Here is a 24,586-nt window from a genome sequence, read left to right as displayed (position 1 = left end):
CAGCTGCATGGCCTGGACCGAGCGGGCCACCTTGGTGGGCTCGAACATGTCCACGGGCGAGGGCTTGCCGGTGTCGATCTGGCAGAAGTCGCAGCGCCGGGTGCATTCGGAGCCGCCGATCAGGAAGGTGGCCTCCTTGTCTTCCCAGCACTCGAAGATGTTCGGGCAGCCGGCCTCCTCACACACGGTGTGGAGGCCCTCCTTCTTCACGAGGTTCTTGAGCTGGACGAACTCCGGGCCCATCTGGACCTTGGCCTTGATCCATTCCGGCTTCCGTTCCACCGGTGTGGCCGCGTTTCGCTGCTCAATGCGCAGCATCTTCCGGCCTTCTGGTGCCAGTGTCACAGTAGAGCTCCTTCTGGGGTTGCAACTAGGGCTTGTTCATTCTTGCGCAGTTCTTCGGTGATCCGCGACATGAGGTCCGCCGGGGTGACGTCCCTGCCAAGTTCCTGGGCGATCGTGGTGACTCCGGCGTCGCTGATCCCGCAGGCGATGATCTGGCCGTAGGGGGCGAGATCGTTGTTGCAGTTGATCGCGAAGCCATGCATGGTGACACCTTCGTGGACGCGGATGCCGATGGCCGCGATCTTGCGGTCCGGACCCTTTTCGTCCTGTTCGATCCACACGCCAGCGCGGCCCTTGATCCGGACGGCGGCGATGCCGTAGTCCGCCAGGACGGCGATGATGACCGCTTCCAGCCGCTCCACGTAGTCGCGGATGCCAGCCTTGTTCTTCAGTTTGATGATGGGGTAGCCAATGAGCTGGCCGGGGCCGTGCCACGTCAGCTTGCCGCCGCGGTCCACGGCCACAACGGGAGTTCCGTCAAAAGGCCGTTCGTGGTCTTCGGTGCGCTTGCCTGCGGTGTAAACCGCGGCGTGTTCGAGCAGCAGTACAGTGCTGGGCGCGGTGCCCGCGAGGACCTTTTCATGCAATTCGCGCTGGATGTCCCATCCGCGCGTGTAATCGACGAAGTCCGGGGCGAGACCCAGCTGTTTGAACTCAAGAGTCATGGCATCAAGCTTAGACCCCGCCGCACCCACCTCCCGTTTGTGTGCTTAAGCTCTCATGCCTGTGGATAACTTCTGCACGATTCCGCGCAATCGACTATTCCTTGGGTATGGAAGATCTCCCGCCGGCCGCCGGTGCGGCCCCCCAGGTTCCCGGTTACGACGTCGGACGGCTGCTGGGGCGCGGCGGCAGCGCCACGGTCTGGCTGGTGACCGAACAGTCAACGGGCCGCGAGTTCGCCCTGAAATGCTTCGATGCCGACCGCGCCGCACCGGAAGAATCCGAGGCCGGGGACGTCATGCGGCGCGAAGTACGGATCCTTTCCGCCCTGGCACACAGCCACCTGCTTCGCGTGCATGCCGTGGTGCGCCTGCCGGTTCACGACTCTGGCGGCTGCGGCCTCGGGCTTGCGCTGGACTACGCACCCGGCGGCTCGCTGGCGACGCTCGTGGGAAGCCGGGGACGTCTGGGTCCCGGCGAAACGGTGACGGTCCTGACTCCCATCGCGGAGGCCCTGGCATACCTTCACGGCCAAGGCTTCACCCACGGTGATGTGGCCCCCGGCAACGTGCTCTTCACGGCTGACGGCAAACCGCTGCTGGCCGATCTCGGCGTCGCGCGCATGGTGGCCGACGCCGCTCCGGTCGCCGAAGAGGGCACAGCAGGATTCCAGGATCCCGCCCCGTCGGACGCTGTGCGGGCCGGGCTGCAGCCCGAACGCGACATTTACGCCCTGGCCGCCCTGGGCTGGTATTGCCTCACCGGACGGGCCCCCGAGCCCGGCCCGCATCGTCCACCGCTGAGCCTGCTGGTCCCGGAGGTGCCGGCAGCGTTGGTTGCCGCCCTCGAAGCGGGGCTGGGCGGGGAACGCCGGGAGCGTCCCCCGGCGGCGGAGTTTGCCGCTCTGGTCTACCGCAGCGCCCGGGCGGAGCCCGTCGATCTGTCGGTCTCCGTGCACCCCACGGTCATCCCCCAACTGCTCACACGCAAGGCCGTGCAGTCCGGCCCGGGCCGGCGCCCAGGCGCTATCCGGAAAACCGGACTCCACCGCGGATTCCGGCGGACTCCCGCGCGGCGGGCGCTGCTTCCCGCTCTCGCCGCTGCAGTCCTGCTGGCCGGCATCTGGCTGCTGGCCGATGGCGGGCCGGCCTCCGACGCCGTCGCCGGGCTGTTTCCAGGGTTCGTGTCCGGCCACGATGCGCCGGTGCAGACAGGAAGTCCCGTGGGCCGCGAGGGACCGGCGGAGGGGCCGGTTGGCGGGCCGCCGCCCCCCACCGCCGCCGGCGGGGCCACCGCAATCCTTCCCGATCTTGAGGCACTCCTGGCCTCCGCCGACCCGGTGGAGGCGGTCCGCGGCCTGGCCCGGCTCCGTTCACTGGCACTGAGCTCCGGCGACTTCAGTCTGCTCGATGCCGTCAACGCCCCGGACTCGTCGGCCGCCGCCTCGGACGGCCGCATCAAAGCGCAGCTCAGCGCCTCCGGCCACGTCCTGGCCGGATTCTCGACCTCCCTGACCCGGATCGAGACCACCGCGGAGAGCAGCCCCGCCCGGGCAGTGGTGGCCATCACCACTGCACCTTCCGCTTACCGGGAAATCGATGGGAACGGCGCCACGGTGGCCGAAGTACCCGCCGCCTCCGCACAGCAGCTTCACCTGGTCCTGGTGCCCGTCGACGGGCGCTGGCGGATCCAGGACGTGCTACCTCCGGGGTCCGGAGCCGGCTAGGGTTCCACGCTTCAGGGCGCGGTGGTAACCTCCCACCGAGACGGCTGCTAGCGAGAGCCTGACGCCGGAGAGGGACGCCATGTCGACCACGGTTCCGAAGAAGCAGATGACCGTCATTCAAGCAGCGTTCATCGGGGTGGGTTCCATGGTGGGCGCGGGAATCTTCGCGCTGCTGGGCGCAGCCGGCGCTGTCGCCGGCTCGGCTGTGTGGGTGTCCTTTCTGGTGGCGGGCGCCATCGCCGGCCTACAGGGGTACTCGTTCGCGAAGCTCGGCGCGACTTACCCATCGGGCGGGGGCATGCTGGCCTACCTGGCCCGGGGGTTCGGGGAGGGGCACGCTACAGGCATCGTTTCGTGGCTGTTCTACGTGACCGGCGCGATCGTGGGGGCAATGGTGGCGTCGTCCTTCGGTGGATATGCCAGTGCAGTCCTGACCGGTCGCGACCCAGGCTGGGCCAAAGTGTTCGCGGTCGCGCTCATCCTGGTCATGACCGTCCTGAACGCGGTCGGTTCCACGGCGGTCGCAAGAGTCCAGTCGGTGATCGTGAAGATGGTGCTGGCCATCCTGTCCGTGTTCGCGATTGTCACGATCGCGAACTGGAACCCAGCGCTCCTGGATCCGGCCGGCTACCCGGGCGTCCGCGAGATCATCGCGAGCGTGGCGTTGACGTTCTTCGCCTTCCTCGGGTTCGGCGTCATCACCTTTACCGCGAAGGATCTGCCTGACCCGTCCCGTCAACTGCCCCGCGCCATGTATCTGGCGCTGGCGATCGCCACGACGGTGTACGTCGCCGTCTCGCTGGGAGTTTTCGGGACCCTGACCGCCGACGAGGTCGTCGCCTACGGCGCCACTGCGCTGGCCGAGGCCGCCAAGCCGACGCTGGGCCAGTTCGGCTATGTGCTGATGGTGATCACCGCCCTGCTCTCCACTTCCGGGGCGGTGAACGCCAGCCTCTATCCTTCCGTGGGGATGACCCGGCATCTCGCCTCGGTGGGACAGTTTCCACCGGTCTTCGGCCGCTCCGTGGGCCGCAGGCAGGTGCCGGTTGGGCTGCTGGTCATGGCCGGCCTCGCGGCGGTGATGGTGGTGACGTTCAACCTCAACAGCATCGCGTCGCTTGGAAGTGCAGTAGCCTTGCTCATTTTCTCCGCGGTCACGATGGCCCACTTCAAGGTGTACCGGGAGACCGGGGCCAAGCTTTTGGTGCTTATCATCGCCCTGATTGCGACCTTGGGAACGTTCGTCGTGTTCTGCACAACCACGCTCGTCAATGAACCCGCCACCGCCGCCGCGCTGGTGGTCATCCTTGCACTGGCACTGATCACCGATTTGCTGTGGAAGCGCGCCCGAAACCGCGCAAATTAGCACCCCGGCGATCTGACGTATAGGGGAGTTGGGGACTATTCCCTGCTAATTCCTAGGTCCATGCTGTAGGCACCGAGCACTTTGTGTGATAGGGGGGGGCAGTGGGCATGTTCAAGCCGACGACTACTCGCCCCAGGCGGTTTAGCTCCGCCTGGCCCGTGGCGCAGACCACGGGGAACTTGAGGGTGTGGCTCACGTGAGCGAACAGGCAGTGACCCGGCCGAAGGCACCACCGGCCGTGTGGATCTCCTGGGTGGCCCTGGCACTGATGACCACGAGTTCGGTGGCCAGTCTCCGTGCGGCCCCGACCATGGCCGTCTACGGCCTCGCCTCAGTCTTCCTCTACGTGGTTCCCGCGATCGTCTTCCTGCTGCCCACGTCCCTTGTGTCCGCCGAGCTGGCGTCCGGATGGAAGGGCGGCATCTACAACTGGGTATCGTCCGGAATCTCCAAACCCATGGGCTTCCTGGCGGTCTGGTGCCAGTTCGCGATGACGATTTTCTACTATCCAACCCTGCTGGGATTCGTCGCGAGCACGCTCGCCTACGTCTTCAACCCGGCGCTGGCCAGCAGCGGCGTGTGGACGGCCTTGGTGATCGTGGTGTTCTACTGGGCCGGCGTGTATGTCTCATCCCGCGGCACGAAGGGTGTCGCGGGCCTGGCCAGCGGTGGCCTGATCATCGGCACCCTGATCCCGGGCGCCCTGCTCGTCATCCTGGGTGTGGTCTTCCTCGGCCAGGGCAATCCGTCCGCCGCTCCGATGACCGCGGCGAATTTCTTCCCCGAGTGGGCCGGGCTGGCCAGCCTGGTGCTGATCGTGAATAACTTCCTGTCCTACAGCGGCATGGAGATGAACGCTGTGCACGTGTCCTCGCTGAAGGACCCGGGTAAGGAGTATCCGAAGTCGATGTTCCTGGCCATGGGACTGGTACTGCTGATCTTCATCCTGCCGGCGCTGGCGATCAGTTGGATCGTTCCGGCCGATGAACTCTCCCTCACAGCCGGTGTCATGCAGGCCTTTGACGCGGTGCTGGCCTCCTTCAACCTCCAGGCGCTGACACCAATCCTCGGGATCATGCTGGTTGCCGCCTCCCTCGGCGGCATGCTGACCTGGCTGGCCGGTCCGTCCAAGGGCCTGTTGCTGATCTCGCGTGAGGAAGGATACCTCCCGCCGTTCCTGCAGAAACTGAACAAGAACGGCATCCAGCAGAACCTCCTGGTGGTCCAGGGGCTCGTCACCACCGTGATCGCGCTTGGCTACGCGCTGATCCCGGATGTTTCCAGCGCGTACTGGATCTTCTCGGTGATCACCACGCAGGTCTACCTGATCATGTACCTGCTGATGTTCGTGGCCGCCGTCCGGCTGCGCCGCAACGACCCGGACCACGCGCGTGGCTTCCGGGCGCCAATGCTGGTTGGGCTCTGCGGCGTCGGTTTTACCGCCTCCCTGGCCGCCCTGCTCGTCGGGTTCGTCCCGCCGTCGCAGTTTGGCAACGGCGATCCGGCCGTCTATTTCCTGATCGTCGCCGGCGGCGCGCTGGGACTGGGCCTGCTCGTGCCGTTCCTCTTTTACAGGTTCCGCAAACCCTCGTGGAAGCTGCCGGAGCAAGACGCTCAGACGGAGGCGCCTAGGTCATGAGCACGCATCAGGAGTCCTCGACCAGGCGCAGCCGCTCGGTCGTTTACATAGTTGCCATGATCCTGCTGGTGGTGTTCGCCGTCGTCGCACTGCTGAATTTCCGGTCGGCGAGGGAGACACAACAATCCCTGGCGAAGGCCGACCAACTGATCGCGGCGATCGAATCAGCCGGCGGGACGGCACCCTCGCGCGAGCAGATAGCTCGGGTGCTCGGTGACGACGGCGGTGCCGTTTGCGCGAACCCGAACAGCGCGTTGAGCCGGGCCACCTTCTTGAGCCAGCTGGCGAACGGGGCAACCGGGCCCGGATACAGGCCGGTGATCGGGAACGCCCGGATCGCCGTCGGCGAGCTCGCGATTATCAAGGTCTATTGCCCGGACCAGCTCGCTGAGTTCCAGGAGTTCATCGACGACCTCAAGACGTACCACACGGGTGGTGCGTGAGCCGTGGACCTGCGCGCCCGCATCACCGATCTGATGGGTCCGGCACGGGAGGAGCTCGCCGAGTTTGTTGCCATCCGCTCAGTGGCGGATGCGCGGCAGTTTCCCGTCGAGGAGTGTGCCAAGGCTGCCCAGTGGGTGCTGGACAAGTTCGCCGGACTCGGATTTTCGGACGCCCGCCTCGAACGGACCCCGGACGGCTCCGACGCGGTGGTGGGCTCCAGGCCCGGACCCGATCCGGACGCGCCCACCGTGCTCCTCTACGCGCACTACGACGTCCAGCCACCCCTCGATGACTCGGYATGGCGGACCCCGCCCTTCGAGCTCACTGAAGTGGACGGCCGCTGGTACGGCCGCGGCGCCGCCGATTGCAAGGGCAACATCCTCGCCCACCTGCTCGCACTGAGGGCACTCGGCAGCGACGTACCGGTGAACCTGTTGCTGGTGGTCGAGGGGTCGGAGGAACAGGGCACCGGCGGGCTCGAGGCGTTCGTCGCCGGCCACCCGGACCTGCTCCGTGCCGACACCATCCTGGTCTGCGACACCGGCAACGCCGCCGTGGGCCACCCCGCCGCGACCGTAACCCTGCGCGGGATGGTCAATGTCGTGGTGACGGTGGAGGCGATGGCGTCAGAGCTCCACTCCGGCATGTTTGGCGGGGCTGCCCCCGACGCGCTCGCCGCACTGATCGCCATGCTGGCATCACTGCGGGACCGGCAAGGCAACACGACGGTCATGGGATTGGACAACGCCCAGACCTGGACCGGTGCGCCCTATCCGCCAGGGCAGTTCCGCACCGACGCCGGCGTCCTTGAGGGAGTGTCCTTGCTGGGGGACGGCACCGTGTCCGACATGCTCTGGGCACGGCCCGCGGTCACCGTGCTCGGCATCGACTGCCCGGCGGTGACCGGCTCGACGGCGGCGATCTCGCCGCGGGCCTCGGCGCGCCTGAACCTGCGCGTCCCGCCGGGCATGGCGGCCGCCGACGCCCACACGGCGTTGGTCAGCCACCTCAAGGCGGCCGCGCCCTGGGATGTCCACGTCACGGTGGACCTCGAGGCCATCGGGTCGCCATTCCAGGCGGCAGTCGGCGGCCCGGCCTTTGAAGCCATGAGCGCCGCGATGTCCCAGGCCTACGGCACGCCCATGACAACCCTGGGGCAAGGGGGATCGATCCCGCTCTGCAACGTCTTCGCCGACACCTACCCGGACGCGGAGATCATCCTGCTCGGCGTCGAGGAGCCGCTCGCCCTGATCCATGCACCGAATGAGAGCGTCGATCCGGGCGAGATCAGGGCCCTGGCAGAGTCCCTGGCCCTCTTCCTCCGGAGGTACGCGACGCTGCACGGCTAATAGCGGCAGCTAGCCGCGCCCTGCCACCCAGGCGGCGGCCCCGGCGAGGGACGGGTGCTTCCAGGCGAAGCTGTTCTCCGCCAGGACGGCCGGCTCCAGCCGCTGGCTCGCGAGCAGCAGTTCTTCGGCGAGATCGCCCATCACCAGCCGCAGCACCGGGGCCGGTACCCGCAGCGCCGCCGGCCGGTGCAGCGCCCTGGCCAGTTGCGTGATCAGGGAATTCACATCTGCGGCTTCGGGGGCGCAGACGTTGACCGGCCCGGACACGGGCGCCGAGAGAAGGAAGGAAAAGGCGGCAGCCACATCCGGCAGAGTGATCCACGGCCAGAACTGCCGGCCATCGCCGAGCGGGCCGCCGACACCCAGGCGCAGCAGCGGCAACAGCCGGCCCAGTGCGCCGCCGGAACGGCTCAGGACGACGCCGGTGCGGGGCGTGACCACCCGGACTCCGGCAGGCGCCTCATGCGCCGCGGCCTCCCAGTCGACGCAGATCCGGGACAGGGTGCCGGTGCCGGCCGGCGCGTTCTCGCGCAGCACCGCCGTACCGGCGTTGCCGTAGTAACCGGAGGCCGACTGGCTCAGGAACACGGCGGGCGGCGCGTCGGTGCGCGCCATGGCGGCCGCGAGGGTCCGGGTAGCCCCCAGCCGGGAGGCGCGGAGCTCGTTGACCCGCGCCTTGGTCCAGGGTCGGTCGCCGATTCCGGCGCCGGAGAGGTTGACCACCGCGTCCGCGCCCTTCAGTGCGGTGTCGTCGATCCGGCCGGCAGCCGGGTCCCACTGGAACTCGGCTGGGGACGCAGGGGCACGCCTGACCAGGGCGACGACGTCGTGCCCCTCGCGGCGCAGTGCACCCGAAAGGGCAGTTCCGATCAGCCCGGAGGCCCCGGCAATAAGGATTCGCATGATCCATCTCACCATGCCCGGCACGGCCGCGAAACCTCCCGGGCCGTAAGGACCGTTGTGGCTATGATCGAACGATGACCCCCTCGAGTTACTTCCGTTTCCCGCATCTGCACGGCGATCTGGTCACCTTTGTGGCCGAGGACGACGTCTGGATTGCACCCGTGGGCGGGGGCCGCGCCTGGCGCGTATCCTCCCTGCAATTGCCGGCCCGCAACCCGCGCTTCACCCCCGACGGCAAGCGTCTGGTCTGGACCGTCGTCCAAGGGACTGCCCCGGAAGTCGTCACGGCCAACGTCGACGGCGGCGGCTACAGCCAGTTGAGCTACTTCGGCCACCCTTCCACCCGGGTCAAGGGTTTCACCCCCGACGGCGACGTCCTGGTGACCAGCGCGTTCCGCCAGTCCGACAGCCGTCACACCCACGCCTACAGCCTCCCCGTGACCGGCGGCTGGGCGCAGGAACTCCCGTTCGGCCCGGTCGAGTCGGTGGCCTTCGGCCCCGTCGTCGGCGATGAACGCCCTGTGGTGCTCGCCAGTGTCCTGTCACGTGAGCCGGCCTGGTGGAAGCGCTACCGCGGCGGCGCCGCCGGCAAGCTGTGGATCGACGCCGACGGAAACGGTGAATTCGTCCGGCTCGCTGCCGCGCTGGACGGAAACCTCACGGACCCCCTGTGGGTCAAGGGACGGATCGCGTTCCTGTCCGACCACGAGGGTTACGGAAACCTCTATTCCGTCCTGCCCAACGGCAGCGACCTGCGGCGCCACACGGACCACGAGGACTTCTATGTCCGCCACGCCGCCACCGACGGCGAACGCGTGATCTTCGAATCGGCCGGTGAGCTCTGGCTGCTGCCCAGCCTCGACGCCGAGGCCGTCAAGCTCGACATTGTGCTCGGTTCCGCCTCGCAGGCGCGCCGGCCCGCCCCGCTGAAGCCCTCGAAGCACCTTGGCGACGTCGTACCGGACCGCACGGGCGCGTCCAGTGCCGTCGAATCCCACGGAACCGTCCACTGGCTGCGGCACAAGGACGGCCCTTCCCGCGTCCTCGAGGCCACCCCGGGCGTCCGGGCACGGCTGCCGCGGCCCTTCGGCGAGGGCCGGATCGCCTATGTCGCCGACCACGACGGCGTCGAGGCCCTGTACCTGAAAGCCATTGCGGCGCCCCTGGCCGGAGCGGCTGCGGCAGCATCGAAGGCCCCGCAGCCGGCCGTGCAGTCCGCTGCCGAGTCAACGGCCCGGCCCGCTGCTTCCGCCGAGGACGCAGGCATGCAGTTGCCGAAGCCGGTGTCCGCCGCCGCGCTGACCGGCGCAGGATCAATCCCCGCCGCTGCAAACGGTTCCGTGTCAGGCCCGGTCGCAGCGGTCCCGGCCCCGGCTGCAGCAGACGCAGCCGGCTCCATCGCCGGCTCCGAGCCCGACCGGGCCGGTGCGGGCGCCGCCGTGGAGGCCGCGCCTGCCTCCGATGAGCTGACGCGGATCGACTTCCCCAAGCCCAGCCGGACCAGCGCCATCGAAGCCAGCCCGGACGGGCGCTGGCTCGCCGTCGGCACGGCGTTCGGTGATATCTACCTTGCCGACACCCGCACGGGCACGATATCCCAGCTGAGCAGCATCGGCGAGGGCAGCATTGAGGGATTCACATGGTCCCCGGACTCCGCGTGGCTCGGCTGGTCCGAGCCGGTCACGTCCTTCGGGTCCCGCAGCCGGCTCCGGATCACCCGGATCGACGGCGGCACCGGAGCTGCGATCATTGACGTCACCGACGGCCGGTTCCGCGACGAGTCGCCGTCGTTCACCCCGGATGGCAAATACCTCGCCTTCCTCTCCAACCGCAGTTTCGACCCGGTCTACGACGGGCACTCCTTCGATCTGTCCTTCCCGAGCCCGATCAAGCCGTACCTCGTCGCCCTCGCCGCCGACACACCTTCGCCCTTCGGCCCGAGCGTCGACCTCCACGCCGACGCCGACGCCGAGGCAGGTGCCGCCGGAACAGCGGGTGCTGCGTCCGGGCCGCAGCCGGCGGCCAAACCCGTGCCGTCCGTGCGGGTCGACGCCGAGGGCCTGGCCCACCGCGTCATCGGGGTCCCGGTGCCGCAAGGCAACTACGCCGGACTCACCGCCGTCGCCGGCGCCCTGCTCTGGCTGGACAGCGAGCTCGCCGGCACCACCGGTGAGGGCCGGGCCAGCCTCGAGGACAAGGGCGCGGCGCCGAGCCTGGTCCGCTACGACCTGGCCAAGCGCCGCACCGCCACGATCGTTGAGGCCCTGGACAGCTACCGGCTCTCCGGCGACGGCGAAAAGATCGTGTTCATCCAGGACAAGCAGATCCGCGTGGCGCCGGCCGCCGCCAAGGCCGATGAGGACTCCGGCCAGCTGGTCAAGGTGGACCTTGGCCGGATCCGGGTGCAGCTGGACCCACTCAGTGTGTGGGGCCAGGCCTTTGACGAGGCATGGCGGCTCCAGCGCGACTTCTTCTGGACCGAGGACATGGCCGGCCAGGATTGGGAGTCCGTCCACGCCCGCTACCGCCCGGTGGTGGAGCGCCTCGGCTCCCATGACGACCTGGTGGACCTGCTGTGGGAGCTGCACGGCGAGCTCGGCACCTCCCACGCCTACGTCCGGCCCATGGCCGCTGTCGAGAACGGCAGCAGCCCGCAGGGCCGCCTCGGCGCGGACCTGGGGTTCACCGGCGAGGGGTGGGAAATCACCCGCATTCTGGCGGGGGAGTCCTCTGACCCGCTGGCCACTTCGCCGCTGACCCGTCCCGGCGCCGACGCGAAGCCGGGCGACGTCCTGCTGGCGATCGACGGCGTCGAACTGACCCAAACGCGGACCCCGGCAATGCAGCTGGTCGGCGCGGCCGGCCGCGCCGTGGAACTTACCCTGCGCAATGGCGCCGGCCATGGTGCGGCCGCGGGCGCCCAGCGCCGCGTGGCCGTGGTCCCGGTCAAGGACGAGGAGCGCCTGCGCTACCAGGAATGGGTCTCCGGCAACCGGCGAACTGTCCGGGAAGCCTCGAACGGGACGTTCGGCTACCTGCACATCCCGGACATGATGGCCAACGGCTGGGCACAACTCCACCGCGACCTCGACACCGAAACGGCCCTGGACGGACTGATCGTCGATGTCCGGCGCAACCGTGGCGGCCACACCTCCCAGCTCGTGGCCGAACTCATCGGGCGCAAGGTCACCGGCTGGAGCATGCCGCGCGGGGAAAAGCCGCGGACGTACCCGCACCACGCTCCCCGCGGACCGGTCATCATTCTCACCGATGAGTTCGCCGGCTCCGATGGCGACATCATCACGCAGGTCTCCAAGCTGCGGGGGATCGGGCCCGTCATTGGCACCCGCACCTGGGGCGGCGTCGTCGGGATCGACAACCGCTTCGCGCTGGCCGACGGCACCGGCGTCACCCAGCCGCGCTACGCCACCTGGTTCGCCGGTGGCGTTGGCTGGGGCGTGGAAAACTTCGGCGTCACCCCGGATATCGAGGTGACCTTCCCGCCGCACGCCTACGCCGCCGGAACCGACCCGCAGCTGGAGTACGGCATCGGGGCGCTGAAGGAAATGATCCAGGAACTGCCCACGGACCGTCCGCCGTTGCGCGAGGGTTACCGCCGGGTCCGGCCCGCACCGCTGCCTGCGCGCCAACAGGCCGGCCAGGCCTAGGCGCTCCCGGGCGCGGCCCGCACAGACGGTCCGCGCAGGACAGATGGCAAGGCCCCCGCCCCCCTGGACATCCAGGGCGGCGGGGGCCTTCGTCGTACTGCGGCCGGGCTAGGAGGCCAGGGTGGCGTCCAGGGTGATCTCGATGCCGGTCAGGGCAGCGGAGACGGGGCAGCCGGTCTTGGCTTCCTCGGCCAGCCGCTGGAAATCGTCGGCGGAAATGCCGGGGACGCGCGCGGCCAGGGTGAGGTGGCTGCCGGTGATCCCGGTACCGGGCTGGAAGGTCACGTCGGCCTTGGTGTTGATCTCCTCGGCCGTGTGGCCGGCCTGGGCCAGGGCGTTGCTGAACGCCATCGAGAAGCACGCGGAGTGCGCTGCCGCAATGAGCTCCTCGGGGCTGGTCTTGCCCTCGGCGGCCTCGGCGCGCGCCTTCCAGGTGACGTCGAAGTTGCCCAGCCCGGAGCTGTCCAGGGTGGTGTTGCCGGCGCCTGTCATCAGGTCGCCATTCCATACAGTGTGTGCGGTGCGTGTTGTAGCCATGTCCACTCCTCGACGTCGTTGTGAATCAGGGGTCCGGCTGGTGCCGGAGCCTGCCGTGATCAATCCTAGGGATTCTGTGCGGCCGCCGCACGGGGGTTCCGCTGTCAGAGGATTGTGACCCGTACAGTGTCGTCATGGAACTTACCGAAGATGCGCAGGTGCCAGGGGCGCCCGGGGCGCGTATCGCCACGATTATGGTCACCGCCGTCGACGCCGGGCGCCTGGCCCAGTTCTGGGCCGACTTGTTGGGCACGGTGGTCTCCTCGCGCTTCGAGCAGTTCGTCTGGCTGGAACCCGCCGGCACCGGAGCCCCGCAGCTGGCCTTCCAGCAGGTCCAGGACCCCACGGAGGGCAGGCGGCGCCTGCACCTGGACATCCATGGGCCCGACCCTGCGGCGTTGCGCGCCCGCGCCGAGTCCCTCGGTGCCCGGTTCGTGGAGGGCAATGACATCGGCGACTTCCACTGGGATGTCATGCAGGATCCCGAGGGCAACGAATTCTGCATCGCCGGCGACTGACAAGCCGGTTTAACGGCGGCAGTTAAACGACGGCGGCGCCGCACCCCGGCGGGGGAGCGGCGCCGTCATGGCCGGTGCAGTCAGCCGGCTACTGCCACAGGGTCGCGATCGCGACGTTGAGCAGTGCCAGGCCGCCAACGCTGTTCGCGAGGCCCTTGCTGATCGGCTCGCCCTTCTTGTATTTGCGGCGGCCAATGAAGGCCAGGACGCCGACGATCAGGGCGATGACAAGCTTGACGCCGAGCTTGGCGTAGTTGGCGTTCATGTCCAGGGCCGGGATCAGCCCCATCATGATGATGCCCGTGATCAGCTGCAGCATCGCGCCGTCAAACTGGCGCGGGTGGACGGTGGGCTTCTTCATCTGGCCGATCCAGATGCCGACAATCATGGCGGCGCCGATGATGTGCAGGAAGACCATGACGTTATAGACGATGTTCATGGCATCAGTGTAGCCAGAGTCTTCTACGCACCGTAGTAGGACCCGCCGCGGCCCCGGGGCGGAACAGCAAAAACGGCGACGGCGGCACGGGCGCCCGGTGGTTTCCCACTGGAGCCCGCACCGCCGTCGCCGTCGGTGTGCGCTTTTAGACCCTAGAGTCCGAGGTCGGCCTCGAAGGCGCCTTCCTCAAGGCGTGCCTTCAGCGTCTGCAGGAAGCGTCCTGCGTCGGCGCCGTCGACCAGGCGGTGATCGTACGTCAGGGAGAGGTACATCATCGAACGGATGGCCAGCGAGTCATCGCCGTTCTCGTCGGCGACCACTACGGCCCGCTTGACGATCGCGCCGGTGCCGAGGATGGCAACCTGCGGCTGGTTGATGATCGGGGTGTCGAACAGGGCACCCACCGAACCGATGTTGGTGATGCTGAAGGTGCCGCCGGAAAGCTCGTCCGGGCCGATCTTGCCGTTGCGGGTGCGGTCGGCGACGTCGGCGATCTTGCCGGCCAGGCCGGCCAGGTTCAGGTTGCCGGCGTCCGAGATGACCGGAACCAGCAGGCCCTTGTCGGTGTCCACCGCAATCGCCAGGTGCTCGGCGTTGTGGTAGGTGATCTCCTGCTTGTCCTCGTCGTAGGAGGCGTTGACCTTCGGGTGCTGCTTCAGGGCCTCGGCAACCGCCTTGGCGATGAAGGGCAGGAAGGTCAGCTTGGAGCCGTTCTGGGCCTGGAAGGAGTTCTTGGCCTTGGCGCGCAGCTTGGCAACCTTGGTCATGTCGACCTCGTGGACCTGGGTCAGCTGGGTGGAGATGTCCAGCGACTCGCGCATGCGGCGGGCAATGACCTGGCGGATGCGCGGGGCCTTCTGCACGGTGCCGCGCAGCGAGGACGCTGCGCCTGCGGATGCCGCGGCTTGCGGCGCAGATGCGGCGGGGGCTGCCGCGGGTGCGGAGGCGGCCGGTGCTGCCTTTGCCTCGGCAGCTGCCAGCACATCCTGCTTGCGGATGCGGCCGCCGACGCCGGTGCCGGTGAGGGCCGCGATGTCGACGCCCTGCTGGTTGGCCAGCTTGCGGACCAGGGGAGTGACGTAGCCGGACTCTGCCGGTGCGGCAGCTGCTGGAGCGGCGGGAGCTGCCGGAGCGGCGGGAGCTGACGGAGCAGCCGCTGCGGGAGCTTCCTGCTTGGGAGCCTCCGGTGCTGCTGCCGGTGCGGGGGCGGCCGGCGCTTCCTGCTTGGGAGCTTCCGGTGCTGCTTCCTGCTTGGGGGCCGCGGCGGGCCCGGGTGCGGCCGGTGCCGCTGCGCCGGAACCGATGACGGCCAGGACGGAGCCGACCTCGGCCGTCTCGTCCTCGTTGACGCGGATTTCCAGAAGGGTTCCGGCAACCGGGGACGGGATTTCGGTGTCGACCTTGTCGGTGGAAACCTCGAGCAGCGGCTCGTCGACCTCTACGGTGTCGCCGATGCTCTTCAGCCAGCGGGTCACAGTGCCTTCGGTGACGCTTTCACCCAGGGCAGGCAGCGTGACGTCGTGTCCTTCCCCCGCTGGAGCAGAATCCGGAGCGGCGGCAGGGGCCTCGGCGGCCGGAGCCTCCGCGGGAGCCTCTTCTGCGGCCGGCGCAGCTGCGGCGGGAGCCGGTGCCTCTTCGGCGGCTGCGGCCGGAGCCTCTGCGGGGGCGGCGTCGCCGGAGCCGATGCGGACCAGCGGGGCGCCAACTTCAGCGGTCTCGTCCTCGGCGACGAGGATTTCCTCGATCACGCCGGCGATCGGAGAGGGGATCTCGGTGTCTACTTTGTCGGTGGAGACTTCGAGCAGCGGCTCGTCCACCTCTACCCGGTCACCGACCTGCTTGAGCCAGCGGGTGACGGTTCCTTCGGTGACGCTCTCACCGAGGGCGGGCAAGTTAACGGATTCAGACATGTCGTCCCCGTTCTCCTTATTGATCTTTAGTGCGGATGATTGCTGCCTTGGTCGAGCTTAGTGCACCCGGCTTTTCGGGCCGGGTGCACCAAGCTCTGAGTTCATGCGGTGGTGCGGGCGGAGCTGCTAGCCGTGGAGGGGCTTGCCCGCCAGCGCCAGATGCGCCTCGCCCAGGGATTCGTTCTGGGTGGGGTGGGCGTGGACCAGCTGGGCCACGTCCTCCGGGTAGGCTTCCCAGTTCACGATCAGCTGTGCTTCACCGATCTGCTCGCCCATGCGGGCGCCGATCATGTGGACGCCGACCACGGGGCCGTCCTTCTGGCGGACCAGCTTGACCAGGCCGGACGTGCCCAGGATGGAGCTCTTGCCGTTGCCGGCCAGGTTGTATTCCTGGGTCTGGATCTGGTCCTCGCCGAACTTCTCCTTGGCGGCCTTCTCGCTGTAGCCGACAGTGGCGATCTCGGGTTCGGAGTAGGTGACCTTGGGGATGTTGACGTCCTCGACGATGACCGGCTTCAGGCCGGCGATCTCTTCGGCGACGAAGATGCCCTGCTGGTAGCCGCGGTGCGCCAGCTGCACGCCGGGGACGATGTCGCCGACGGCGAAGATGTTGCCGACGCCGGTGTGCAGGCGCTCGTTGGTGATGACGAAACCGCGGTCGATCGTGATCCCGGCCTCTTCGTAGCCGAGGTTTGCCGTGACGGGGCCACGGCCCACAGCTACGAGCAGGAGGTCGGCCTCGAAGGTCTTGCCGTCCACGAGGGTGACCTTGACGCCGTCGTCGTTCTGCTCGACGCCCTGGAAGAAGACACCGGTGGAGAACTTGATGCCGCGCTTCTTGAAGGCACGCTCGAAGGCCTTGACGATCGTGGCGTCCTCGTTCGGAACCAGCGACGGGAGGCCTTCGACGATCGTGACGTCGACGCCGAAGGACTTCCAGACCGAGGCGAACTCGACACCGATTACGCCGCCGCCCAGGATGATCGCGCTCTTGGGGATGTAATCCATGGTGAGGGCTTCGTCGGAGGTGATGACCTTGCCGCCGATTTCCAGGCCCGGCAGGGTGCGGGAGTAAGAGCCGGTCGCGAGGACAATGTTCTTGCCCTTGTACGCGGTGCCGTTCACGACGACGGTGTCGGTGCCCTGAAGCTTGCCTTCACCCTCAATGACGGTGATGCCCTTCTTGCCCTTGATCAGACCCTGCAGGCCCTTGAACTTGCCGGCAATGATGCCGTCCTTGTAAGCGTTGACAGCCGTGATGTCGATGCTGTCAAGGGTCACGTTGACGCCGTACTTGGCCGAGTCGCGGGCGTGGTCCGCCAGCTCTGCCGAGTGCAGCAGGGCCTTGGTGGGGATACAGCCGTTGTGCAGGCAGGTGCCGCCGAGCTTGCCCTTTTCGATGAGGCCGACGGTGAGGCCAAGCTGGACAGCACGCAGTGCGGTGGCGTAGCCGCCGCTGCCGCCGCCGAGTACCAGGATGTCGAATTCTTGCGCAGTTGCCTGATCGGCCACTAAAACGCTCCCTCGCGTGAACGATGACACGAGAGTACGCATCATCTGGTCTTGGAACCTGTCTGCTGTGATTGTGCCAGCCGGCCGGTTCCCTTTCATTTGTGACTACTACATTGGGGTCTGCTTCTGGGAAACAAGGTTTACCTTAGCGAACCACTAATACATGCTCCACCTTGCCATGGCGTTTGTGGAGCGCTTGTGTCCAGTGTCACGCGCCTTTGTGGCCGGGAAGGCATCGCCGCCCCGGCCACAAAGCCGCGATGCGCGCTAGACGGTCTTGGTGAGGATGTCCTCGACGTAGGCCACCAAGGTGCGGACGGTGCAGCCCGTGCCCTGTTTGTGGTTGTAGCCGTAGGGGCTGCCGTTATTAAACGACGGGCCGGCGATGTCGATGTGCGCCCACGGGATCTGTTCCCCGTCCTTGCCCTTGCCAACGAACTCGCGCAGGAAGACGGCCGCCGTCATCATGCCGCCGTGGCGTTCGCCAATGTTGGCGATGTCGGCGACCTGGGAGTCGAGGCTGGCCCGGAGTTCTTCCGGCAGCGGCATGGGCCAGACGAGCTCGCCGGCCCGGTCCGCGGCGGTCTTGATGGCGCCGGTAAGGGAGTCGGAACCCATCACACCGGCCGTGCGGTCGCCCAGGGCAATGAGCTGGGCGCCGGTGAGGGTTGCGACGTCGATGATGGCATCCGGGAATTCCTGGCTGGCGGCGACGATGCCATCGGCCATGACCAGGCGACCCTCGGCGTCGGTGTTGAGGACCTCGACGGTCTTGCCGCCGAACATCGTCAGAACGTCCGCCGGGCGCTGTGCAGCGCCGGAGGGCATGTTCTCGGCGATGCAGAGCCACGCGGTCGCCTTGACGGGCAGCCCGAGGCCCGCGAGGGCCAGGACGGTGTTGAGGACGACGGCGGCACCCGCCATGTCGGACTTCATGTCACCCATGCCCAGGGCCGGCTTGATGGAGATGCCGCCCGTGTCAAAAGTGATGCCCTTGCCCACGAGGGCGATCTTGGCCGTGGCCTTCGCCGGGGCGTATTCGACCTTTACGAGGCGCGGCTGCCGGGTGGAGCCCTTGCCGACGCCGAGAATGCCGCCGAAGCCCTCCTTCTCAAGACGCTTCTCGTCCCAGACGGTCACCTTCACCGGCAGGCCCTTGGACAGTTCCTTGGCGGCATCGGCGAAGGACTCGGGGTAGAGGTGGCTCGGCGGCTGGTTGACCAGCGTGCGGGTCGCGTTCACGGCCGTGCCGATCAGGGATGCCCGGTTCAGGACAGGCGCCAGCGCCTTGTCCGTGGCGAAGTCGGTGCGGATGATGACGTTCTTCACCGGATCCTTGAGCCCGTCCTTGGAGGACCGGAACTCCGTATAGGAGTAGGCGCCCATCGCGGCGCCCTCGGCGACCGCCGCGACCTCGGCCAGGCTGGTCGTGGGCAGGGCCAGGGTGACGGTGGCGACGCCGGCCAGCTGGCGGACGGCCGAGCCGGCGGCGCGGCGCAGTGCCTCCTCGGAGAGCGGCTGCGTGGCGGAAAGCTTGCCGACACCGGCGAGCAGCAGGATGGTCGCTCCCGCCTCGGGCAGGCCGGGCAGCCGGTGAGCCTGGTCCGCCGCGCCGGTGATGCCAAGAACGCTCAGTGATTCCGCCAGGGCCTCCGCGGCCTTGGCCGTCAGCGGATTGTCGAGCAGAACGGGGCCGTCAGGACCCTGTCCGACGCCGATGACGAGGGCATCGCTGGGGGACTTCTTCAAATCCCCTGCGACTGCACTAAGTTTGACTTCACTATTCTTGACCACGAGGACAGTCCTCAATTCTCTGTGATGGTTCTCGGTGATATTCGGCAGGAACTGCATGTTTGGCGTCCTGCCACGGATCCCGGGGCGCCGTCGGTCTGGGACGCAACCCGGTGTCTGCAAAACAAGCCCTAGGGCCATCACCGATCGTAGTCTCTCGACCGTGCGGAAATTCAATCGAATGAGAGCTGGAGCACACCCCGGGCAGGAATTAGCCCGGGCGCCGGGGCGTTGTATTGGTAGAGACGCTGCGGAGCGGTGAGTGCTCCATGGGACTGGCCGGCAGGATCCGCCTGACTGGCCGTTCTGCCAGGCACCGCCCGAATGGCGGATTGCGCCCCGCTTCTCCCACCGCCGCCCTCGTGAAAGGAACACGCCGTGATTGAACGGATTTCCGGCTCTTTGCTGGATCCCCAGTCGCTCTATATCCGTGATGACGCGCTGTTCTCCAGCACCGAACTGCGCGGACTCAACCTCGTCATGGGGTTCACCGGCTTCGCCGACGCGGGCCACGTGGTCCGGCAGATCACCGCTGAACTGCTGGACACGCTCGATACCGAGATGATCGCCGAGTTCGACGCCGACCAGCTGATCGACTACCGGTCCCGGCGCCCGCAGGTCAGCTTCGTCGAGGACCACCTGCAGGACTACCAGGCACCGAGCCTGGCGCTCTACCGGCTGGTCGACGGACTGGGCAGCCCGTTCCTGCTCCTCGCGGGGTTCGAGCCGGACCTGCAATGGGAGCGCTTCGCTCGCGCCGTCGTCGGCCTCGTCGAAGAGCTCGACGTCAACCTCGTCACCTGGATCCATTCGATCCCGATGCCCGTGCCCCACACCCGGCCGGTCGGTGTGACCGTGCACGGCAACCGGCCGGAGCTGATCGAGGGAATCTCGGTCTGGAAGCCCACGGTGGAGGTGCCGGCCGCGGTGGGCCACATCCTCGAGCTGCGGCTGACGGAGGCCGGCCGGAACATCGCCGGCTATGTGATCCATGTGCCGCACTACCTGGCCGAAGCCGAGTACCCCACGGCCGCCGTGGCCGGGCTCGAGTACCTGGGCGCGGCAACGTCGCTCATGCTGCCGACCGATCGTTTGCGCGAGGCGGGACGCGAGGTGGGCCGGCAGATAGCCGAGCAGATCGAGGCATCCGAGGAGGTCCAGCAGGTGGTCTCACGGCTGGAGACCCGGTACGACGAAAAGGCCGAGGGGACGGTCCGGAGGTCGCTGCTGGCTGATGAGAACGACCAGCTCCCCAATGCCGACGCCCTTGGTGCCGCCGTCGAGGCGTACCTGGCCCGTAAAGAACCCGGCGAATAAATACTATTTATCATGAACCGGGCATAATGGGGGAGTGACCTCTCCCCGCGCCTGGCTGATCTGGATCGTCGGGATCTTCGCCTATCTCGTGGCGGTCAGCCAACGGACCTCGTTCGGGGTGGTCGGCCTGGAGGCAACGGAACGCTTCCACGCCAGCGCCGCGGAGATCTCCTTCTTCACCGTGCTGCAGCTGCTGGTTTATGCGGCGCTGCAGATTCCCGTGGGCATTCTGGTGGACCGGTTCGGCTCCCGCGCGATGCTGGCGGGCGGTGGTGTCCTGATGGGACTCGGCCAGCTTCAGCTGGCGTTTGCCGACAACATACCCGGCGGAGTCCTGGGACGCGTCCTGGTGGGCGCCGGTGACGCCATGACGTTTATTTCCGTCATCCGGCTCATCCCGCTCTGGTTCGCCCCGGGGCGCGTCCCGCTCCTGACGCAGCTGACCGGCATGTCCGGCCAGCTCGGCCAGCTCTTCAGCGTGGTGCCGTTCGCCATGATCCTGCACTCCGCGGGGTGGACCCCGGCCTTCCTGACGCTCGCCGCGATGTCCGGCCTCGCCGTCGTGCTGGTCCTGATCCTGCTCCAGGACCTTCCGCCCGGGCACCCCCCACCGGCACAGTCCCAAGGGCTGCGCGCCACTGGCATCTCGCTGGCGCACGCCTGGCGGCAACCCGGGACCCGGCTGGGGCTGTGGAGCCACTTCACCGTCCAGTTCAGCGGCACGGTTTTTGCCATGACGTGGGGCTACCCCTTCCTGATTTCCGCCGAGGGACTGGACCGCGGCACGGTCTCGGCCCTCATGGCGCTGTACGTCGCCGGCGCCATCGCCGCCGGACCGCTGATGGGCAGATTCGTTGCCCGGCATCCGCTGCGGCGCTCCACTATGGTGCTGCTCATTTCCGGATGCACCGCTGCCGCCTGGGCGGCAGTTCTGCTGGTGCCGGGACGCGCGCCGCTCTGGCTCCTGGCTGCGCTGGTGGTGACCCTCGCCGTCGGCGGCCCCGGTTCCATGATCGGCTTCGATTTCGCCCGGACCTTCAACCCGGCCCACCGGCTCGGCACCGCCACCGGGATCGTCAACGTGGGTGGCTTCATCGCCGCGCTCGTGTCCATTTACCTGATCGGGCTGGTGCTCGACGTCCTGCATGCCACCGGGTTCTCGCAGGGGGAGCTCTACGGCCTGGATCCGTTCCGCGTGGCCCTGAGCGTGCAGTTCCTGCTGCTGGCCGGGGGAGCAGGAGCCATCGTGGTGACCCGGCGGAAGGTCCGGCGCCAAATGGCGGCCCAGGGAGTCATGGTTCCACCCCTGCTCAAGTCCCTGGCCGAGCAGCGCAGGCTGGTCGCGGAGCGCCGCCGCACGCCCTGAATATGTGGTGGGCCGGGCTGATCGGTCATCCGTATGGCTGAAGTTGTTCATTATCGGGGTTGAACTAACTCAGAACGAGCGTTGGAGATGTGGACGCCAGCTTAGGGTGAAGGCATGTTCAAACCGATCCAGTCTCTGAGGCTCCTCGCGGCACCGGCCACGTCCGTGCTGCTTCTGGGGACTCTCTTTATCCTGGAGGAGCGACATTTCGACCAGAACAGCGCCCTTCTGTTGGCGCTCCTGACCGGCGTCGCTGTGGCCGAGGTCCTGCCGGCCGCTGCCGTGGGGCTGGTTTTCGCCGCCTTGGCCCTGCAGAGCCTGAAGGTTTTCCCGTTGGTCTTTCTCTCGGGCGTGCTGAGCTACGCTGTCGTTCCGGTGGTCATCTTCGTCGCCGTCATCGGCTGGAAAGCCCGGAACCGGTGGGTCCTCCCCGTTGCTGCTGTCGTATTTGCCGGCATCATCACCGTCAACTGGTTCACCGACCAGACCTGGATCAACATCATCTTCGCCAGCCCGATCTACGGCAGGGGATTACTGCGAACCCTCACCTACGCCTTTCTGATCTTTGGAGCCTTCGCCGCCCTGAACCTCGCCGCCTGGGCCGTCGGTGTGGCAGTAAACAACGCCTCGAGGAGCCGAAGGGCGCAGCTCGCGGCGGAAACACGGCTGCGGGAGACCGCGACCGAACTCGCCATCGAACAAGAACGCAACAGAATCGCCGGGGAGCTCCACGACGTCCTGGCACATTCACTGACAGTCATCGTGGCCCAGGCCGACGGAATACGCTTCATCCACCGCACAGAACCGGAAACCGTGGAAGAAGCATCCAAGGTCATCGCCGAATCGGCGAGGACCGCCCTTGTCGAAACGCGCCGGCTCATCGAAGGCTTCTCCACGGAGCTCAGCAACCAACCGACTCACAAAATTGAAGACCTGGTGATTCTTGCCGACCGTCTGAGCTCCAGCGGCATGGCGGTCACGATCGAAACGACGGGCCAGCTATGGGACATGACCGCCGCCCAGCAGCTAACGGTCTACCGCCTGGCGCAGGAAAGCCTCACAAACGCCTTCAAGCACGGAGACCGGAGCCAGGGTACGCACCTGCACCTGGTGTGGACGGCAGGATCCCTTGAGCTCCGCATCAACTCCTCGCTGATCACCAGCCCGGCCGCGACGACAAAGGCCACCCCATCGGGCCGCGGGATAGCAGGAATGAAAGCCCGCGCCGCAGCCGCCGGCGGATGGGTGGAAACAGTCCGCGGCGAAGAGACCTTCGAAGTACTGGCCTTCCTCCCGTCGGCCGGACCTAGGCAGCAGGCAGCGGCCGCCTCCAACGGGCCCCGCCTGCGCTCATTGGAGGGAGCACAACCATGACGACCACACCGATCCGGATTGCCCTGGCCGATGACCAGCCGCTGTTCAGCGCCGGGCTCAAAATGATTCTGCGCAGCCAGGCGGACATGGACCTTGTCGGCGAAGCCGTCAACGGAGAGGCCGCCGTCGAACTCGTGCAGGAGACCTCCCCTGATGTGCTCCTCATGGACATCCGCATGCCTGTCATGGACGGCATCACGGCCACAAGGACGATCCTGGAAAAGTCCACTGGAACTGCCACCAAAATCATCGTGCTGACCACGATCCAGCATGACGAAGCCGTCGTCCGAGCCATCCAGGCCGGCGCCGCCGGTTTCCTGACCAAAGACACCACACCGGACTTCCTGCTGGCCGCCATCCGAACGGTTCACTCGGGGCACTCAGTCATCGCTCCGGCCATCACCAACGAACTGCTACGCGACTACACCACGCCCTCTTCCGGGAACGACGCCGCGCTGGCAGACCTGTCCGGAAGGGAGCGCGACGTGTTTCTCCTTACCGCCAAAGGGCTGGGAAACGCCGAAATCGCGGCCTCACTGGTACTCAGCGAAGCCACTGTGAAATCCCACGTCGGCAGCATCCTGGCGAAACTGAAGCTGAAGAACCGCATCCAGCTCGTCGCCTTCGCTTACGAAAACAACGTCCTCAACTAGCCCTCACAGCAGCACCGCCCCACCCTCCGACGCCGTCCCAATACGGGAAGGACAGCCACCGCTTTGCCCAAAACAACCGAAGGAGCCACCATGAAAAAGAAGATCTTCGGCGCTGCCGTGCTGATCGTAGGCACCGGCGCCGCCCTGGCCGCGGCCGCCATCCCGGCCGCGTCGGTCACCGCGTCCCCGGAGCCCGTCCCAGGGATCATCCGCCAGGCAGAGGCCTACGCCTCAACAGATCCGATAGCCGAAAAGGGCATGCAGGAGGCTGTCCGCCGCTGCATGGCCAAGGCCGGCTTCGACTACACACCGCCCGCCTCCGAGACGACTATGGACCTCAACGGAGCCATCGGATTCAAACGGCTCACGGTCGACGCCGCCAAAGCCAGCGGCTACGCCAGCACCCGACCGCAGGGACCTCACGAGCCGGCTCCCGGGTCCGCAGACGGCAAAATCTTCGCCAATCCAGCCTTCACCAAGGCACTCACCGGGCCCGGGGACACCGCGTCAATGACCACGGTGGACGGTATGGGAACGTCCTCCGGCGGATGCCGCGGCGAAGCCATGACACAGATCTACGGCAGCGCGGAAAACTACATGCTCGCCACCGGCATCGCCTCCAACTGGTTTTTCCCGGCCGCCCTGTCCGCCTCCGGCGACTCGGGCATTACCAAAGCAGTCGCTGACTGGGCGGCCTGCATGAAGGAAACCCCTTACGCCTCGTTTTCTAACCCGGGGCAGGCCGCCGATGCCGGTAAAACTGCGGGCGGCCAGGAAGAGTTCAGAATCGCCGTGACCGACGCCGTCTGCCGGGACAAGACCGGGTTCCACGCTGCCCTGGACAAAGTCCTGGACAAATACCTGACAACCCGCATGCAGGAACTCGCCCCGCAGATCGCGAAGGTCAAAGAGATTCGCCGCGCCGCGGACGCGAACGCGGCAACGGTGGAGGCCACTGCATCGAAATAGTGCGGTTTAGTGCGGTTTGGCGAAAGGCCGGCGTCCTGTCAGCATTCGGGGGGCGGGGGGAGGACACCGCCCGTTGGCGCTGGTTCCGCCATAGTGG

At 67.3% G+C, this 24,586-nt stretch carries 19 protein-coding genes and 1 pseudogene; 12 read left to right on the top strand and 8 right to left on the bottom strand.

From position 1 onward, the window contains the following. A pseudogene (locus AC1D1A_RS15740) lies at positions 1–345 on the bottom strand (lipoyl synthase); the annotation flags it as partial. Then, entirely contained in the window at positions 342–1,010 is a 669-nt protein-coding gene (gene lipB, locus AC1D1A_RS15735; protein ID WP_230007918.1) for a lipoyl(octanoyl) transferase LipB, read from the bottom strand. The pseudogene AC1D1A_RS15740 and the gene lipB, both read right to left, overlap by 4 nt. A 107-nt stretch (positions 1,011–1,117) precedes the next feature. Here lipB and AC1D1A_RS15730 point away from each other — a divergent pair, with 107 nt between their 5' ends. From AC1D1A_RS15730 to AC1D1A_RS15710, 5 genes are all read left to right on the top strand, one after another. Continuing rightward, positions 1,118–2,734, top strand: coding sequence for a serine/threonine-protein kinase (locus tag AC1D1A_RS15730; RefSeq protein WP_476948119.1), 1,617 nt, complete (start codon positions 1,118–1,120; stop codon positions 2,732–2,734). A 79-nt stretch (positions 2,735–2,813) separates the two neighbouring features. Next, on the top strand, positions 2,814–4,100 hold the full coding sequence (locus tag AC1D1A_RS15725) for an APC family permease (protein WP_476932622.1): 1,287 nt from the start codon (positions 2,814–2,816) through the stop codon (positions 4,098–4,100). Between the two features lie 196 nt (positions 4,101–4,296). Further along, positions 4,297–5,739, top strand: a complete 1,443-nt coding sequence (gene gadC, locus AC1D1A_RS15720; protein ID WP_476870593.1) for a glutamate/gamma-aminobutyrate antiporter GadC — start codon at positions 4,297–4,299, stop codon at positions 5,737–5,739. Next, complete coding sequence (locus tag AC1D1A_RS15715; RefSeq protein ID WP_476870594.1) at positions 5,736–6,182, top strand: hypothetical protein; 447 nt, start codon at positions 5,736–5,738, stop codon at positions 6,180–6,182. The genes gadC and AC1D1A_RS15715 overlap by 4 nt, the downstream gene beginning before the upstream one ends. A 3-nt stretch (positions 6,183–6,185) precedes the next feature. Continuing rightward, positions 6,186–7,532: a M20/M25/M40 family metallo-hydrolase gene (locus AC1D1A_RS15710; protein ID WP_476948118.1), complete on the top strand. Its 1,347-nt coding sequence runs from the start codon at positions 6,186–6,188 to the stop codon at positions 7,530–7,532. 9 nt (positions 7,533–7,541) lie between these two features. On the opposite strand, the gene AC1D1A_RS15705 is transcribed toward AC1D1A_RS15710, so the two are convergent. Continuing rightward, positions 7,542–8,435: a TIGR01777 family oxidoreductase gene (locus tag AC1D1A_RS15705; RefSeq protein ID WP_476888312.1), complete on the bottom strand. Its 894-nt coding sequence runs from the start codon at positions 8,433–8,435 to the stop codon at positions 7,542–7,544. A 74-nt stretch (positions 8,436–8,509) separates the two neighbouring features. Here AC1D1A_RS15705 and AC1D1A_RS15700 point away from each other — a divergent pair, with 74 nt between their 5' ends. Next, positions 8,510–12,103 (top strand): S41 family peptidase, encoded by a 3,594-nt coding sequence (locus AC1D1A_RS15700; RefSeq protein WP_476948117.1) that lies wholly within the window; start codon positions 8,510–8,512, stop codon positions 12,101–12,103. Positions 12,104–12,211: 108 nt separating this feature from the next. Here AC1D1A_RS15700 and AC1D1A_RS15695 read toward each other — a convergent pair whose 3' ends face one another. After that, the gene (locus tag AC1D1A_RS15695) at positions 12,212–12,640 is read right to left on the bottom strand and encodes an OsmC family protein (protein ID WP_026266249.1); all 429 of its coding nucleotides are present in this window, start codon (positions 12,638–12,640) and stop codon (positions 12,212–12,214) included. 134 nt (positions 12,641–12,774) lie between these two features. Here AC1D1A_RS15695 and AC1D1A_RS15690 point away from each other — a divergent pair, with 134 nt between their 5' ends. Continuing rightward, entirely contained in the window at positions 12,775–13,158 is a 384-nt protein-coding gene (locus AC1D1A_RS15690; protein ID WP_476948116.1) for a VOC family protein, read from the top strand. Positions 13,159–13,246: 88 nt separating this feature from the next. On the opposite strand, the gene AC1D1A_RS15685 is transcribed toward AC1D1A_RS15690, so the two are convergent. From AC1D1A_RS15685 to AC1D1A_RS15670, 4 genes are all read right to left on the bottom strand, one after another. Next, positions 13,247–13,597 (bottom strand): hypothetical protein, encoded by a 351-nt coding sequence (locus AC1D1A_RS15685; RefSeq protein WP_018772389.1) that lies wholly within the window; start codon positions 13,595–13,597, stop codon positions 13,247–13,249. Positions 13,598–13,749: 152 nt separating this feature from the next. Further along, positions 13,750–15,507, bottom strand: a complete 1,758-nt coding sequence (gene sucB / locus AC1D1A_RS15680) for a 2-oxoglutarate dehydrogenase, E2 component, dihydrolipoamide succinyltransferase (protein ID WP_476948115.1) — start codon at positions 15,505–15,507, stop codon at positions 13,750–13,752. 126 nt (positions 15,508–15,633) lie between these two features. Then, positions 15,634–17,019 (bottom strand): dihydrolipoyl dehydrogenase, encoded by a 1,386-nt coding sequence (lpdA, locus tag AC1D1A_RS15675; RefSeq protein WP_018772391.1) that lies wholly within the window; start codon positions 17,017–17,019, stop codon positions 15,634–15,636. Positions 17,020–17,286: 267 nt separating this feature from the next. Further along, on the bottom strand, positions 17,287–18,813 hold the full coding sequence (locus tag AC1D1A_RS15670) for a leucyl aminopeptidase (protein ID WP_476948114.1): 1,527 nt from the start codon (positions 18,811–18,813) through the stop codon (positions 17,287–17,289). Between the two features lie 375 nt (positions 18,814–19,188). Between AC1D1A_RS15670 and AC1D1A_RS15665 the strand changes: the two genes are divergently transcribed. The 5 genes from AC1D1A_RS15665 to AC1D1A_RS15645 all read left to right on the top strand — a co-directional run bounded on the left by AC1D1A_RS15665 (position 19,189) and on the right by AC1D1A_RS15645 (position 24,489). Then, positions 19,189–20,127 carry a proteasome assembly chaperone family protein gene (locus AC1D1A_RS15665; protein WP_476850450.1) on the top strand — a complete coding sequence of 313 codons (939 nt, stop codon included), beginning with the start codon at positions 19,189–19,191 and terminating at the stop codon, positions 20,125–20,127. Positions 20,128–20,161: 34 nt separating this feature from the next. Further along, the gene (locus AC1D1A_RS15660; protein WP_476886952.1) at positions 20,162–21,493 is read left to right on the top strand and encodes an MFS transporter; all 1,332 of its coding nucleotides are present in this window, start codon (positions 20,162–20,164) and stop codon (positions 21,491–21,493) included. 114 nt (positions 21,494–21,607) lie between these two features. Further along, positions 21,608–22,867, top strand: a complete 1,260-nt coding sequence (locus AC1D1A_RS15655; RefSeq protein ID WP_476948113.1) for a sensor histidine kinase — start codon at positions 21,608–21,610, stop codon at positions 22,865–22,867. After that, a complete protein-coding gene (locus AC1D1A_RS15650) occupies positions 22,864–23,520 on the top strand; it encodes a response regulator (RefSeq protein ID WP_476859821.1) in 657 nt (218 codons plus the stop codon). Before AC1D1A_RS15655 ends, AC1D1A_RS15650 begins: the two co-directional genes overlap by 4 nt. Before the next feature lie 90 nt (positions 23,521–23,610). Beyond that, positions 23,611–24,489 carry a hypothetical protein gene (locus AC1D1A_RS15645; RefSeq protein WP_476948112.1) on the top strand — a complete coding sequence of 293 codons (879 nt, stop codon included), beginning with the start codon at positions 23,611–23,613 and terminating at the stop codon, positions 24,487–24,489. Positions 24,490–24,586 lie beyond the last annotated feature (97 nt).

The sequence above is a fragment of the Arthrobacter sp. P1_B9 genome, assembly GCF_056406495.1.
The sequence above is the reverse complement of the archived record's forward strand: the minus strand, read 5'-3'. Positions and strand labels throughout refer to the sequence as shown.